Annotated in this window: 10 protein-coding genes; 8 read left to right on the top strand and 2 right to left on the bottom strand. The window is 69.9% G+C overall.

Annotation, left to right across the window (positions count from 1 at the left end; all coding sequences use genetic code 11):
- Positions 1-93 precede the first annotated feature (93 nt).
- Positions 94-999 carry a Virginiamycin B lyase gene (locus tag HUA74_RS37665; RefSeq protein ID WP_174458454.1) on the top strand — a complete coding sequence of 302 codons (906 nt, stop codon included), beginning with the start codon at positions 94-96 and terminating at the stop codon, positions 997-999.
- A 32-nt stretch (positions 1000-1031) separates the two neighbouring features.
- On the opposite strand, the gene dusA is transcribed toward HUA74_RS37665, so the two are convergent.
- Positions 1032-2027 (bottom strand): tRNA dihydrouridine(20/20a) synthase DusA, encoded by a 996-nt coding sequence (gene dusA / locus HUA74_RS37670; RefSeq protein WP_141646607.1) that lies wholly within the window; start codon positions 2025-2027, stop codon positions 1032-1034.
- Between the two features lie 133 nt (positions 2028-2160).
- On the opposite strand from dusA, the gene HUA74_RS37675 reads away from it, so the two are divergent.
- The 6 genes from HUA74_RS37675 (at position 2161) to thrA (ending at position 9886) form a co-directional block, all read left to right on the top strand.
- Positions 2161-3063 (top strand): LysR family transcriptional regulator, encoded by a 903-nt coding sequence (locus tag HUA74_RS37675; protein ID WP_174458455.1) that lies wholly within the window; start codon positions 2161-2163, stop codon positions 3061-3063.
- Between the two features lie 124 nt (positions 3064-3187).
- A complete protein-coding gene (trxA, locus tag HUA74_RS37680; protein WP_141643836.1) occupies positions 3188-3514 on the top strand; it encodes a thioredoxin in 327 nt (108 codons plus the stop codon).
- A 236-nt stretch (positions 3515-3750) separates the two neighbouring features.
- Positions 3751-4377, top strand: coding sequence for a DUF47 domain-containing protein (locus tag HUA74_RS37685; protein WP_174458456.1), 627 nt, complete (start codon positions 3751-3753; stop codon positions 4375-4377).
- A gap of 1 nt (position 4378) precedes the next feature.
- Positions 4379-5404, top strand: a complete 1026-nt coding sequence (locus HUA74_RS37690) for an inorganic phosphate transporter (protein ID WP_141643834.1) — start codon at positions 4379-4381, stop codon at positions 5402-5404.
- A gap of 78 nt (positions 5405-5482) precedes the next feature.
- Positions 5483-7054, top strand: coding sequence for an adenylate/guanylate cyclase domain-containing protein (locus HUA74_RS37695; RefSeq protein ID WP_174458457.1), 1572 nt, complete (start codon positions 5483-5485; stop codon positions 7052-7054).
- Positions 7055-7432: 378 nt separating this feature from the next.
- On the top strand, positions 7433-9886 hold the full coding sequence (gene thrA, locus HUA74_RS37700; RefSeq protein WP_174458458.1) for a bifunctional aspartate kinase/homoserine dehydrogenase I: 2454 nt from the start codon (positions 7433-7435) through the stop codon (positions 9884-9886).
- Here thrA and HUA74_RS37705 read toward each other — a convergent pair.
- Positions 9808-12267: a PAS domain S-box protein gene (locus tag HUA74_RS37705; RefSeq protein ID WP_371817372.1), complete on the bottom strand. Its 2460-nt coding sequence runs from the start codon at positions 12265-12267 to the stop codon at positions 9808-9810. The genes thrA and HUA74_RS37705 overlap by 79 nt on opposite strands.
- 347 nt (positions 12268-12614) lie before the next feature.
- Here HUA74_RS37705 and HUA74_RS37710 point away from each other — a divergent pair, with 347 nt between their 5' ends.
- Complete coding sequence (locus tag HUA74_RS37710; protein ID WP_174458460.1) at positions 12615-14264, top strand: hypothetical protein; 1650 nt, start codon at positions 12615-12617, stop codon at positions 14262-14264.
- Positions 14265-14284 lie beyond the last annotated feature (20 nt).

Below are 14284 nucleotides of genomic sequence, written 5' to 3' on the forward strand. Positions count from 1 at the left end.
CACGCGCGCGACAGGGCGCTCCGCGCACTGGACGTGGGTGACCTCACGGGAGAGGGTCCGACGGGCACTTCATGTTCCTCCTGGAGACACCCGATGGCGCAGGCCCCTGGTTCCGAGCACGGTCAGTTCGTCGAGTACCCCCTGGCGTCCGCGTCCACGGGCCCCTATGGAATCGTCAAGGGAGCGGACGGGGCGCTGTGGTTCACCGAGGTTCACTCGGGCCGAGTCGGACGCGTCGACGTCCAGGGCCAGGTGACGAGCTTCCCGCTGCCGACACCTGAAGCCGGGCCGTCCATCATCACCGCCGGGCCCGACGGCGCGCTCTGGTTCACCGAGCAGAAGGCGAACCGCGTGGGCCGCGTGACGATGAGCGGAGAGGTGACCGAGTTCACGTTGCCGACGCCGCAAGCCGGTCCGTTCGGCATCTGCGCCGGACCTGACGGTGCGCTCTGGTTCACGGAGATGTCCGTGCATCGGATTGGGCGGCTCACACCGGACGGCGGCGTCACGGAGTTCCCGCTCCAGGCCGGTTGTTATCCCTCGTTCATCACCGCCGGGCCGGATGGCGCGCTCTGGTTCACGGAGAATCAGGGCAACCGCATCGGGCGCATCACCGTGGATGGACAGGTCACCGGCTACGACCTGCCCACGGCCAAGGCGGGGCCCGTGGGAATCACGTGGGGCCCCGACGGCGCGCTCTGGTTCGTCGAGATTCTCGCGGACCAGCTTGGACGAATCACGACGGCGGGGAACATCACCGAGTACCCGTTGCTCCGCTCAGGAGCACGTCCCCACGCCATCGTCACGGGGGCCGACGGGGCCCTGTGGTTCACGCAGTGGGGCAGCAATCACCTCGGGCGGATGACGACCTCCGGGGTCGTCACGGAGTACGCCATCCCCACGCGGAAGGCGGAGCCACACGGAATCACCGTCGGCCCGGATGGAGCCCTGTGGTTCGCCGAGGAAGCAGGACGCATCGGGCGCTTCTCTCTCCCCTGAGGACCGCTACGCCCGCTCCGACAGCGCGACGCTCAGGCCGCGACGACCGCTTCCGGCTCGCGACGCACCTTCGCGAGCGCGGCCACGACGACCTCCGGACCCGCGCCCGGCTTGTGCGCGTTCTCGCTCAGGTGCCTGCGCCACGCGCGCGCACCGGGTAGCCCCTGGAACAAGCCGAGCATGTGCCGAGTGACGGCGCTGAGCGGCGCGCCCCGCTGACGGCTGCGCTCGATGTACGGGAGCATGGCCTCCACGACTTCGTGCCGCTCGCGCGGAGCCTCCTGCCCGCCGAAGAAGCGACGGTCCGCGTCCGCGAGCAGGTAGGGGTTTTCGTAGACGGCGCGGCCAATCATCACCCCGTCCACGTGCGCGAGGTGCTCGGCGGCGGCATCCAGCGTCTTGATGCCCCCGTTGATGCTGATGTCCAGGTGGGGCAGCTCCTGCTTGAGCCGGTGGACCAGGTCGTAGCGCAAGGGCGGCACGTCCCGGTTCTCCTTGGGACTCAAGCCCTGGAGCCACGCCTTGCGCGCATGGACGATGAACCGCGTGCAGCCCTCGGCGGCCACCAGGCGCACGAAGCGCTCCAACGTGGACCACTCCTCCATCTCGTCGATGGCGATGCGCGACTTCACCGTCACCGGGATTTTCACCGCCGCGCGCATGGCGCCCACCAGCCGCGCCACCAGCTCCGGCTCCGCCATGAGACACGCGCCGAACCGGCCGGACTGCACCCTGTCGCTGGGGCAGCCCACGTTGAGGTTCACCTCGGCGTAGCCCCACGACTCGGCGATGCGCGCGGACTCGGCCAGGGCCTCCGGCTCCGAGCCACCGAGCTGGATGGCCACCGGATGCTCGGCCGCTTCGTAGCCCAGCAGCCGCTCGCGGTCGCCATGGAGCACGGCGCCCGTGGTCAGCATCTCCGTGTACAGCAGCGTGTGCTGGCTGATTTGACGGTGGAAGTACCGGCAGTTGCGGTCCGTCCAGTCCATCATCGGCGCGACACACAACGGCATGGGTCGGGAAGGCATCGGACCTCCTCTACCCGGCTTTCCCTCCCCTGCCCACCCCCCAGTGACGCCCGGGGGCCCGAAGGGAGAGGAGCCGGACAACCGTCCCGGTTAGGCTGTCCGCGTGCCGCCGAGCCCGCCCCTTCTGGATGACATGCTCCTCTTCTCGGAGGTGGTGACCGCGGGCGGCATCACCGCCGCCTCCACGCGACTGGGGCTGCGCAAGTCCACCGTCAGCCGCCGGCTCTCCGCCCTGGAGGAGCGCCTGGGGGTGCGACTCCTGGAGCGCAACGCCCGACATTTGAGGCTCACCGAGGCCGGGCGCGACTACCACGCCCACTGCGCGCGGCTGGTCGCCGAGGCCCGCGAGGTGAACCGCGCGCTGGGTGAGTCCCGCACCACGCCCCAGGGCACCCTGCGCATCGCCACCCTCTCCCTGCTGGGCGAGCTGCTCACGCCCGTCATCGCCGAGCTGCTCCTGCGCCACCCGCTCCTGCGCGTGGAGGTCTCCCTCGCCGAGGCCCACGTCGACCTCATCGCGGAGGAGTACGACCTGGCCCTGCGCACGGGCCCGCTGGCGGACTCGTCGCTGGTGGCGCGCAAGCTGGGGCGTCTGCGCACCGGCTACTACGCCAGCGCCGCCTACCTCTCCCGGCAGGGCACTCCAAAAAGCCCGGCGGAGCTCCAGGGCCACGCCTGCGTCGTGCTGGCCGAGCCCGGCACCGACGAGGTCTGGTTCTTCGGAGAGGGCCGCACCGCGAGGAGCGTCCCCGTCACCGGAAGGCTGCGGGTGCCCAGCGTGCGCGCGGGACAGGCGGCGGCTCGCGCGGGGCTGGGCGTGGTGAGGCTGCCCGCGTCGCTCGTTGTCGACGACGTGAGGAACGGGCTGCTCGTCCCCGTGCTGGAGGCAGAGACACCGCCGGGCATCCCCATCTTCGCCGTCTACCCCAGCAGCCGGCAGCTTCCCCCCAAGGTGCGCGCCTTCCTGACGCTCCTGGGTGAGCGCGGCACCGCGCTTCCCTGGGAAGAGGCCACCGCGCCGGGCCGCGCCCGTTAGGAGCACTTCCCGCAACGAAGCGTTCCGTCAGGGGCTCTCGTTCCAGGGCCCTGGGGCCACTACACCTTCCCTCCACACGCAAGGCGCGGCCCCACGGGCCGTGCCCCCACGAGGAGGACAGGACATGGCGGCGGACGTCATCGAGCTGGGAGACGCGGAGTTCGACCGGGAAGTACTGGAAGCGAAGGGGCCCGTGCTGGTGGACTTCACCGCCGCGTGGTGTCCCCCATGCAGGTTCATCTCCCCCATCCTCGATGCGCTGGCGGTCGAGTACCGGGGCCGGCTCAAGGTGACGAAAATCGACGTGGACGCCCACCAGGAGGCGGCGCAGCGCTACGGCATCCGCGCCTTGCCCTGCCTGCTCGTGTTCAAGGAGGGCAAGGTGGTCCGCCAGCTCGTGGGCGCGATGCCCCGGGCGCGGCTGGAGCAGGAGCTGCTCGCCTGGCTCTGAGACAGGCCCCGGCTAATGGCTGGAGACAGAGGGGCGCCAGGACGACAGCAGCCCACCCCTGGCGCGCCCGGCCTGTAGCACCGGCCGGGAGTACGGCCGCCCTCTGTGGTGACTGGCTTTCAGTTGCAAGTCAAAAAGGAAGGCTGGCGATTATCCCCAGGTGAGGTAGTCACGGGCGCGCCACGGGAGCGTCACGACCAGGTGACACCCCGGGCATGCCCAACCGGGAGGTAGCCATGCTCGAAAGGCTGATGCCCAAGTCGGACGAGTTCTTCGACGACTTCGACAAGCAGTGCGCCGCGACAGTCCAGGGCGCGAAGATGCTGTACGAACTGTTGAGCGACTATCGCGATGTGCCCGCACGGGTCCGCGCGCTCAAGGACGTGGAGCACCACGGCGACGAAGTCACCCACACCGCCTTCAATCGCCTGCACAAACAGTTCATCACCCCGTTCGACCGGACACAGATTCACTCGCTGCTGTCGCGCATCGACGACGTGCTGGACCTGGCGAACGCGGCCGCGTCCCGGCTGCACTACTACGAAATCCAGAGCAGCCTGCCGGATGCGACGGAGCTGGCGCGCCTGCTGGTCCTGTCCTCGGAGAAGGTGCAGGAGGTGGTGGCGGCGCTGCGGCTCATCAAGAAGCCCGAGCAGATTCTGGCCGGCTGCAAGGAAATCAAGCGGCTGGAGACGCAGGCGGACGAGGTGCTGCGCTCCGGGCTGGGCCGGCTCTTCAAGAGCGGGGTCGACACTCTGACCATCATCAAGTGGAAGGAGATCTACGACCTCATCGAGACCGCCACGGACAAGTGTCAGGGTGTGGCGAACGTCATCGAGGGTGTGGTGCTGGAGCACTCCTGAGATGCTACTCGCCGCCGTCATCCTGATCGTCGGAGTCGCCCTCATCTTCGACTTCATCAACGGCTTCCACGACGCGGCGAACTCCATCGCCACCGTGGTGTCCACCCGGGTGTTGTCACCGAACCTGGCCGTGGCGTGGGCCGCCTTCTTCAACTTCATCGCCGCCTTCAGCGGGGGTGTCCATGTCGCCAACACCATGGGCAAGGGCATCATCAACTTCGACATGCTGCGCGGCGCGGGCCCCTCGGCCGTGCTGTCGGTCATCTTCGCCGCGCTGATGGGCGCCATCGCCTGGAACCTCCTGACGTGGTGGTGGGGCCTGCCCTCCTCCTCGTCACACGCGCTCGCCGGAGGAATGATTGGCGCGACGGTGCCGGTGCTGGGCTTCAAGGGGCTGATGGGCGCGGGCATCGCGAAGATCGCCGCCTTCATCGTGCTCTCGCCCCTCATCGGCACGTTCCTGGGCATGACGCTGATGCTCATCAGCACCTGGGTGGTGCACAAGCAGACGCCCACCTACGTGGACCGGTGGTTCCGCCGCCTCCAGCTCGTGTCCTCCGCCATCTTCTCGTACAGCCACGGCACCAACGACGCGCAGAAGGTGATGGGCATCATCGCGGTGGTCCTCTTCGGCACCATCTGGAAGGACCGCCCGTTCCACATCGACTGGTGGATGATCATCTCCTGTCACGCGGCCATCGCCCTGGGCACGTTCTTCGGCGGCTGGCGCATCATCCGCACCATGGGCCACAGCCTCACGAAGCTGGCGCCCATCGGCGGCTTCAGCGCGGAGACGGGTGGCGGCGTCACCATCATCGCGCTGGCGGAGCTGGGCATCCCCGTGTCCACCACCCACACCATCACCGGTGCCATCGTCGGCGTGGGTTCCACGCGCGGCTGGCGCGCGGTGAAGTGGGGCGTGGCCGGCCGCATCATCTGGGCCTGGGTGTTCACCATCCCCGCCGCCGCGCTCATGGCGCTGCTCGTCTACGGGCTTACCCAGGTGGTCGTCCGGCTGGTGGGTTGAGTCCGGCCTCCCCCTGCCCGCCCGCGCCGGCCACTTCCTTCGGGAGGCCCGCGGGCGGGTGCTAGCATTCCCTCCTCCATGCGTCTCATCCTCAACCCCGGGCGGGAGGGAGAGCAGGAGCTCCTGCTCCCCGAGGGCACCACCACCATCGGCAGGACGGACGAGAGCTCCGTCTGCGTGCTCCACAAGAGCATCTCGCGGCGCCATGCGCGGCTGGAGCGCCAGGGCTCGCGCGTGGTGCTGGTGGACCAGGGCAGCAAGAACGGCACGTTCACGGGAGAGGTCCGCGTCGAGCGGCACGTGCTCCAGGAAGGCGAGGCCTTCCGCTGCGGCGAGGTGTGGTTCCAACTGCTCGCGGGCGACCCCGAGCGCGAGGAGGAGCTGAGTCCGCTGCACACGCGCACGCTGGACACGCGCTTCACCCTGTCTCCCCTGGAGACCCTGCTGGACGCGGACGCGCCCCGGCTGCGGGTGCGACCGGAGCCCGAGGGCGACACGACGCGGGAGCGGCTCCAGGTGCTGCTCGCCGTGGCGCAGCTGCTCGCCTCGCCCGGCTCGCTGGACACGCTGCTGGAGCGCATCCTCCAGCTCGTCTTCCGCATCCTCGGCGTGGACCGCGCGGCGCTGTTGCTGGTGGACGAAGCCACCGGAGAGTTGCGCCCTCGCGTGGCGCGCGCGGCGAGCGGAGAGACGCTCCCGGAGCGCTTCTTCAGCCAGCGCATCGTCGACTTCGTGCGCACCCACGGCCTGGCGTCCCTCTTCGCCAACGCCCAGCGAGACGTGCGCCTGGACAGCTCCGCCTCCATCCGCTCGCAGGCCATCCTCTCCGCCATGTGCGTGCCGCTGCGTCCGCGCGACACCTGGCTGGGCGTGCTCTACGTGGACAACCGCTCGCAGGGCGGGCTCTTCACGGAGCAGGACCTGGAGTTCCTCACCGCCTTCGCCAACCAGGCCGCGGTCGCCATCGACAACGCGCGGCTGGCGCGACGGTTGGAAGAGGAGGCCGTGCTGCGCAACACGTACCTGCGCTTCTTCCCTCCCGCCGTGGTCCGCAGGCTCAACGCGTCACCGGGCGCGTCGCTGGAGGTGGTGGAGACGGAGGTGACGGTGCTCTTCGCGGACATCTCCGACTTCACGCCGCTGTCGGCGTCGCTGCGTCCCCGGGAAGTCGTGGACATGCTCAACGAGTACTTCCCGGTGATGGCGGATGCGGTCTTCCGTCACGAGGGGACGCTGGAGAAGTACATCGGCGATGCGCTGATGGCCGTCTGGGGCGCGCCCTTCTCCCGGGACGACGACGCGGACCGGGCCGTGCGCGCGGCGGTGGACATGCAACGCGCGCTGGTGGCGCTCAACGCACGCTTCCGCGCGAAGGGCCACCCGGAGCTGCGCATCCACGTGGGACTCAACAGCGGCCCCGCCGCGGCGGGCAACATCGGCTCCGGGCACTATCTGCAGTACGCCACCCTGGGTGACGTCACCAACGTGGCCAGTCGCGTGTGCGGCGTGGCGAAGGCGGGAGAGGTCGTCCTCTCGGAGGCCACCCGCGCCCGACTGCGCGAGTCGACCTGGCGCCTGACGACGCTGCCGCCCACCCGGGTCAAGGGCAAGCAGGACGCCCTGACGCTCCACCAGGTGGCGTGGGACTGATGGAGCGACACGGCCCTCGCCCGCTCGTTCGGGAGGGTGGCTTGACTCGCACCGGGGTCATCGGTCAGCGTTCCACTTCGTGAACGGCATGCGCCAGGACTTCGCGTGGACCCGGGGACAGACGTCCTCGTCCTTCGCGCGCGCGGCGACCGCTCCCTCCACTCGCACGACGACGACGACCACTACCACCACGACTCCTCGCGGAGCGCGGGAGGTCTAGCTCGGAATCGGCAGTGCTTCCGACCTGGCCCCGCGCTCCCCGGCGCGGGGCCTTTTTCGTTTTCCTCCACCCACCTGGAACGCCATGCAGACCCAGACCTCGACGACGCCCCGCCAGTCCGCAGTCTCGCGCCGCCCCGCCCTCCACGAGGTGCCGTCATGCGCGTGATGAAATTCGGCGGGACGAGCGTGGGCGGCACCGCGCAGATTCGGCGCGTGGTGGACCTGGTGGAGCAGGCCCGCAAGGAGACACGGGTGATGGTGGTGGCCTCGGCCGTCACCGGCATCACCAACCTCCTGGTGGACACGGCGCGGCTCGCGCAGGAGGGCGGCGCGGTGGACGCCGCGCTCTCCCGCTTCGAGCAGACCCACCTCTCCATCGCCCGGGAGCTGGGGAGCGAGCTGGAGGCGCTCGCGCCGCTGGAGCTGGGGCTCGCGGCCATCTCCACCGAGCTGCGCGGCCTGCTCCAGGGCGTGGGCCTCCTGCGCGAGTGCTCCCCTTCCGTGCTCGCCCACCTGTCCGGCCTGGGCGAGCGCGCCTCCTGTCTGCTGCTGGAGGCGCTGATGTCGGCGCGCAAGCTGTCCCCGCACGCGGTGGAGCCGCGCCACGTGCTCATCTGCACGGGAGACCCGCTCCAGGCCACGCCGCGCATGGACGAGATTCGCGCGCGCTTCGCCCCGCTGCGCGACGCGAGCGGCCCCGGGCTGATGCTGATGCCGGGCTTCTTCGGCGGTGACGAGCGCGGCAAGACGCTGTCGCTGGGACGCGGCGGCTCGGACTATTCGGCGGCGCTGGCCGCGGCCGCGCTGGATGCCCGGCTCCTGGAAATCTGGACGGACGTGGACGGCATCTTCAGCGCCGACCCGAGGCTGGTCCCGGAGGCCTTCCCGCTGGCGGAGGTGAGCTTCGAGGAGGCGATGGAGCTGGCGTACTTCGGCGCCAAGGTGCTCCACCCCAAGACGATTGCCCCCGCCCGCGAGCGCGGCATCCCCGTGCGCGTGTGCAACAGCTTCCGCCCCGAGCACCCCGGCACCCTGGTGACGGACTCCGCCGCGCCGCCGGACCACCCCGTGCGCGGCCTGTCCTTCCTGCGCGACGTGGCGCTCATCAACATCGCCGGCGCGGGCCTCAAGGGCGTGCCGGGCACCGCCGCGCGCGTCTTCGCGTCCATGGCCCGCACCGGCATCTCCGTGGTCCTCATCACCCAGGGCTCCAGCGAGTGCTCCATCAGCTTCTGCGTGCAGCAGTCGGAGTCCGACGCCGCCGTGCGCGCGCTGGAGACCGAGTTCGAGGTGGAGCGCGAGGCCGGCAAGGTGGACACGATTGAGCGCCAGGGCCAGCTGGCGGTGCTCAGCATCGTCGGCGACGGCATGCGCCACCGCGTGGGCGTGGCCGGCACCTTCTTCAGTGGCCTGGCCGACGTGGGTTGCAGCATCGCCGCCATCGCCCAGGGCTCCAGTGAGCGCAGCATCTCCGCCGTCATCACCGAGGCGGACGGCCCGCGCGCCATGGCCCACGTGCACCACCGCTACTTCGGCACCACGGAGGTGGTGGAGCTGCTGGTGGCCGGCGTGGGCAGCGTGGGCGGGGAGCTGATGCGGCAGATTCGTCAGCAGGCCCCCCACCTGCGCGCCCAGGGCGTGGACCTGCGGGTGTGCGCCATCGCCAACAGCCGCAAGGGCGTCATCGAGCCGGCGGGCATCCCCCTGGAGCAGTGGAAGGAGAAGCTGGAGGCGGGCACCGCGTCCGCGTCGCTGGACTCCTTCCGCGAGCAGGCGCGCGAGAAGCGCCCGGGCCGTCCCATCTTCGTGGACTGCACCAGCAGCGAGGACGTGGCGCTCGCCTACCCGTCCCTCCTGGCCTCGGGGCTCCACGTCGTCACCGCCAACAAGAAGGCCAACGCGGGACGCATGGCCCACTGGCGCGCCATCCGCGAGACGGCCTCGCGCCACCAGCGCCGCTTCCTGTACGAGACGAACGTGGGCGCGGCGCTGCCCGTCATCGACACGCTGAAGAACATGCTGCGCACCGGAGACCAGGTGCACCGCATCGAAGGCATCCTCTCCGGCTCGCTGTCCTTCATCCTCGGCCTCACCGAACAGGGCGTGCCGCTGTCACAGGCGGTGGGCACCGCCATGGAGAAGCGCTTCACCGAACCGGACCCTCGCGACGACCTGCAGGGCACCGACGTGGCGCGCAAGGTGCTCATCCTCGCCCGGGAGCTGGGACGCGAGGTGGAGCTGGAGCAGGTGGCGCTGGAGTCGCTCCTGCCCACGGACTTCGACGCGGACGGCCCGCTCGACGCGTTCCTGGAGCGGCTGCCGAGCATCGACGCCGCCTTCCAGCGCCGCGTGGAGCGCCTGCGCGACGAGGGGAAGGTGCTGCGGTACGTGGGCAGCGTCGGACAGGAGGGCTGCGCGGTGGGCCTGAAGGCCGTGCCCCTGGAGAACCCGCTGGCGGCGGTGAAGGGCGGAGAGAACGCGCTCAGCTTCCTCTCCGAGCGCTACAGCCCCACGCCGCTCGTCATCCGGGGCTACGGCGCGGGCGCGGCGGTGACGGCGTCCGGCGTGTTGGCGGACGTGCTGCGGCTGGTGGAAGGCCCGCTGACGTGAGTCCACTGGGGCAGCTCGACGACGAAGCGGGCGCCCCGCCCCGGCTCGCTCTCCACCCACACCCGGCCACCGTGGGCCTCCACGATTTGTCGGGTGATGAAGAGGCCCAGCCCCAGCCCTCCGTAGTTGGGTGAGGCAGCGCGCTCGAAGCGCTCGAAGATGCGCACCTGGGCCTCGCGGGGGATGCCCATCCCCCGGTCCTCCACGCTCAGCCACACCCGCTCGTCGTGGGAGGCCAGCCGCATCCAGATGGGCTGGCCCGCCCCATACTTCACCGCGTTGGTCAGCAGATTCATCATCACCTGCTCCACGCGAAGCCTGTCCCAGCGGCCCGGCAGCGACGGTGGCGCCTCCAACACCAGCTCGCAGCCCGCCTTCTCCAGTTGCTCCCGGAGGTGGGCCGCCACGTCGCGCGCCACCACCGACAGGTCCATCTCCTCCAGGCGCAGCGCGAGCCGCGACTCGTGGATGCGGGAGACATCGAGCAGGTGCTCCACCAGTCGGGACAGCCGGGACAGCTGGCTTTCGCAGACGAAGAGCATGCTGGACAGTCTGGCGGCGAGCGTCGAGTCGGGCCGGGGCCGCGACAGCAGGGCCGCCATCTGCTGCATGCGCAGCTTCATGGACGTCAGCGGCGTCTTCAGCTCATGGGAGGCGATGGAGAGGAACTCGTCGCGGACGCGAATGGCCTCCTGGGACTTGCGGTACAGCTGTGCGTTGTCGATGGCGAAGGCCGCGCGGCGCCCCAGCTCCTCCGCCAGCGCCACCTGGTCCGCGCCGAAGCTTCGCGCGGACCGCGACGTCGACAGGAGCGTCAGCACGCCCAGGCTCCGGCCGCGCGCCTGGAGCGGCACGCTGAGGGAGGGCCGACCGCCCAACGCGCGCACGCGGCGCCACTGCCTCGCATCCAGCCCATCCTTGTCCAGGATGCCCCCAGGCAATCGCGAACACTCCGAGCGCCCCGTCGCCATCACCGCCACCGGGCCCCGGTGGACGTCTGGAAGCAGCGGGTGGGCCGAGAGCAGCGCTCGCACATCCTCGGCCTGCCCGGGCTCTCGGGCCGACACCGCCACCGGACGCAGTCGCCCGCCCTCCCCCGGGATGAAGACGACGCACACGTCCGCCAGCCGGGGCACCGTCAGCTCCGCGACGCGCTGGAGCGTCGTCTCGTAGTCGAGCGACGTGCCCAGCTCGCGACTCGCCTCGGCGAGAAACCGCTGCGCTTCCTCCAGGCGCTTGCGCTCGGTGATGTCCGTGGAGATGCCGCAGACGGCATAGGGCACGCCCAGGGCGTCCATGAGCGGGAACTTCTGGGTGATGTACGTGTGGAGGCCGTCCTCCTGGGGGATGCGCTCCTCCTGGACCAGCGGCATCCGTCGCTGGAGCACCGCGTCGGTCATCCGATGGAAGCCGTCCGCGACCTCCGGCGGGAAGAGGTCGTGGACCTGTTTGCCGATGACGTCCTCGCGGGTGCGGCGGAACATCAGCTCCCACTGCCGGTTGACGAAGACGTAGCGGCCCTGGGTGTCGAGCAGGAAGAAGATGGAGGTGGCGTTGTCCAGGATGGCCCGCAGCTGCTGCTCGCTCTGCAGGAGGGCCTCCTCCGCGCGCTTGCGCTCCGTCACGTCGAGCAGCACCGCCAGCGAGCGGACCCACGCGCCGCTCGAGTCGCGCTCGGCGATGGCGGACAGCAACACGTCGAGGTACTCGCCGTTCTTCTTGCGAAGCCGGTACGGGACGTCCTTGCAGAAGCCCGTCGCGAAGAAGGCGGGCAGCACCTTCTCCCGGGCAAGCCGCGTGGACTCCTCGGACAGGAACTCCACCGAGTCGTGGCCCAGCACCTCCTCGCGCCGGTAGCCCAGCGTGGACAGCCAGCAGTCGCTGACGCTGATCAGCCGGCCCTCGCGGTCGATGGAGTGCATCATCACCGGCGTGTTGTTGTAGAGCGTCCGGTGCTTCTGCTCACTCTCGAGCAGGGCCTGCTCGGCCCGCTTGAACTCGGTGATGTCGGTGAAGACGGCGACCCCGCCGCGCGGTGCTCCGCTCGCGTCCCGCACGGGTCGGCAGCTCACCAGCAGCCAGACGCCCGAGGGCTTCTCGGGGTTGCGAAGGAAGATCTCCACCTGACTCATCGACTCGCCCCGGATGGCGCGCGCCAGCGGCAGGTCCTCCGGGGGATACGGCGTGACCTGGTCCGGCAGGAAGAGGCCGAAGTGCGACGACCACTCGGAGAGCGCCGTGCCCGAGGCGTCCACCCCCATCAACTGCGCCGCGGTGGGGTTGATGAAGACGAACCTCCCCTGCTCGTCCGCCACCACCACGCCCTCCGCCATGCTGGTGACGACGGACTGGAAGAAGCTCTCGCCGCCCTCGACAGGCACATCCCTCCCGACGGGGTGAGGCAGGCTCGGACTGTCGGTCGAAGAGGGCATGGCGAGGAGACGATGGGCCAGGGGGTCGCTCGCCCCCCGCGCGCGCGACGCCTGCGTGAACGATGCGCGCGCCCTGCTCCAACGCCAACCCACACCTGGGTCCGAGGCGAGGCCGGCCTGCCTGCCGAGCCTCGAGGACGGGCCCGCACGCCCGGACGCTCCCGGCCAGAGTGCACACCCTTCCCCGACAATTCGCGGCTCACGGGCCGCATCCGCCCTCCAACGTTTGAAGTTCCAGGAGGACCCGCCGAGAATGCCCGCCACCCATCGAAAGCGAAAGGAAGGGGGAGGACGGAATGTACGTGTCTCGCAAATCGGTCTGGGGCCGCACCAGCGCGATGCTGGCGCTCGCGCTCAGTCTCACCATGTTCGGCTGTAGCGACAACGGCAACGACGACGAGCCCGACGGCGGAGGCAATCCCGATGCGGGGGTGCCCGAACCCGATGCGGGCCCGCCGGTCACCGCCACCCTCAGTGGCAGGGTGACGTACGACTTCGTTCCAGCCATCCTCACGACCACGCCCACCCGTGGCGGCATGCTGGCCTTCGCACAGACGAGCGTGCGGCCCGTGCGCAACGCCACCGTCCAGGTGATGCGGGGCACCACCGTGCTCGGCACGGCGACCACGGACGAGGACGGCCGCTACCAGCTCACCTACACCGCCGGCACCGGCGCCAACCTGACGCTCGCGACCCTGGCCAAGACGACCACGCCCGCCATCCAGGTGGAGGACAACACGGCGCGCAACGCCATCTGGGCCGTGTCCGCCACCATCACCGGCGGCACCACGAGCAGGGATTTGCACGCGGGCCACGGTTGGACGGGCTCCTCCTACAACCCGAGCCAGCGTGTCGCCGCGCCCTTCGCCATCCTGGACAGCATGTACACCGCGTCACGGGCCTTCCTCGCCGTGCGCACGGTCCCCTTTCCACCGCTCAAGGTGAACTGGAGCCCGAACAACATCGCGGAGCGCAACAACAGCGGAGACACCTCCACCGGGCAGATTGGCACCTCGCACTTCTCGCCCTCGGAGAACGAAGTCTACGTGCTGGGCAAGGAGGGCGCGGACACCGACGAGTTCGACAACCACGTCATCGTCCACGAGTGGGGGCACTACTTCGAGTCCAACCTCTCCCGCTCGGACAACCCGGGCGGCCAGCATATCGGCGGCGACGTGTTGGATCCGCGCATCGCCTTCGGCGAGGGCTACGGCAACGCGCTCTCCGCCATCCTCCTGCCGGACCCCCTCTACGTCGACACCTCCTGGGGAGCAGGCCGGCAGACCGCCTTCGGCTTCGACATGGAGACGGCGGCCGCGGACGACCCGACGCCAAGCGTCTTCTCCGAGTTCAGCGTCATGCGGCTGCTCTATGACATCTTCGACGCCTCGAGCGCGGCCGAGGCTTCGTATGACCAGGTGAACATCGGTCTCGGCACGTTGTACGACGTGCTGGTGGGACCGCAGAAGACGACGCCCGCGCTGACGACCATCGGCTCCTTCATCCACGGGCTCAAGGCGCAGCCGGGCGTCAACGCGGCGGCCCTGGACACGCTCGCGGCCCACTACCAGATCGGCTCGATTCGCTCCGCCTTCGGCGAAGGCGACACCCAACTGGCGGCCATGTACACCACGGTGTCGTCGCTGCCGTACAACGCCAACGGCACCCTCACGGGTGGCAAGCCCTCCAACCAGCAACAGCAGAACCGGTACTACGTCTTCAACGGCACGGGCAGGACGGTGATCGTCTCCGCCAACTCGACCGAGGACGTGGGCATCCAGGCCCTCCAGCAGGGCACCCGAGCGGGCTTCGCCGACGATTTCCTCAGAGGCACGGAGTCCTTCCGCTTCTCCAGCCAGGCGGACCGTCAATACGTGCTCATCGTGACGGGCTTCAAGGACAGCACGGGCACCTACAACTACTCCGTCTCCATCACCAGCCCATGAACGGACCTCGCCTCTTTCAG

Origin of the sequence: Myxococcus sp. CA051A (assembly GCF_013336705.1) — a bacterium.
Lineage (GTDB): Bacteria > Myxococcota > Myxococcia > Myxococcales > Myxococcaceae > Myxococcus > Myxococcus llanfairpwllgwyngyllgogerychwyrndrobwllllantysiliogogogochensis.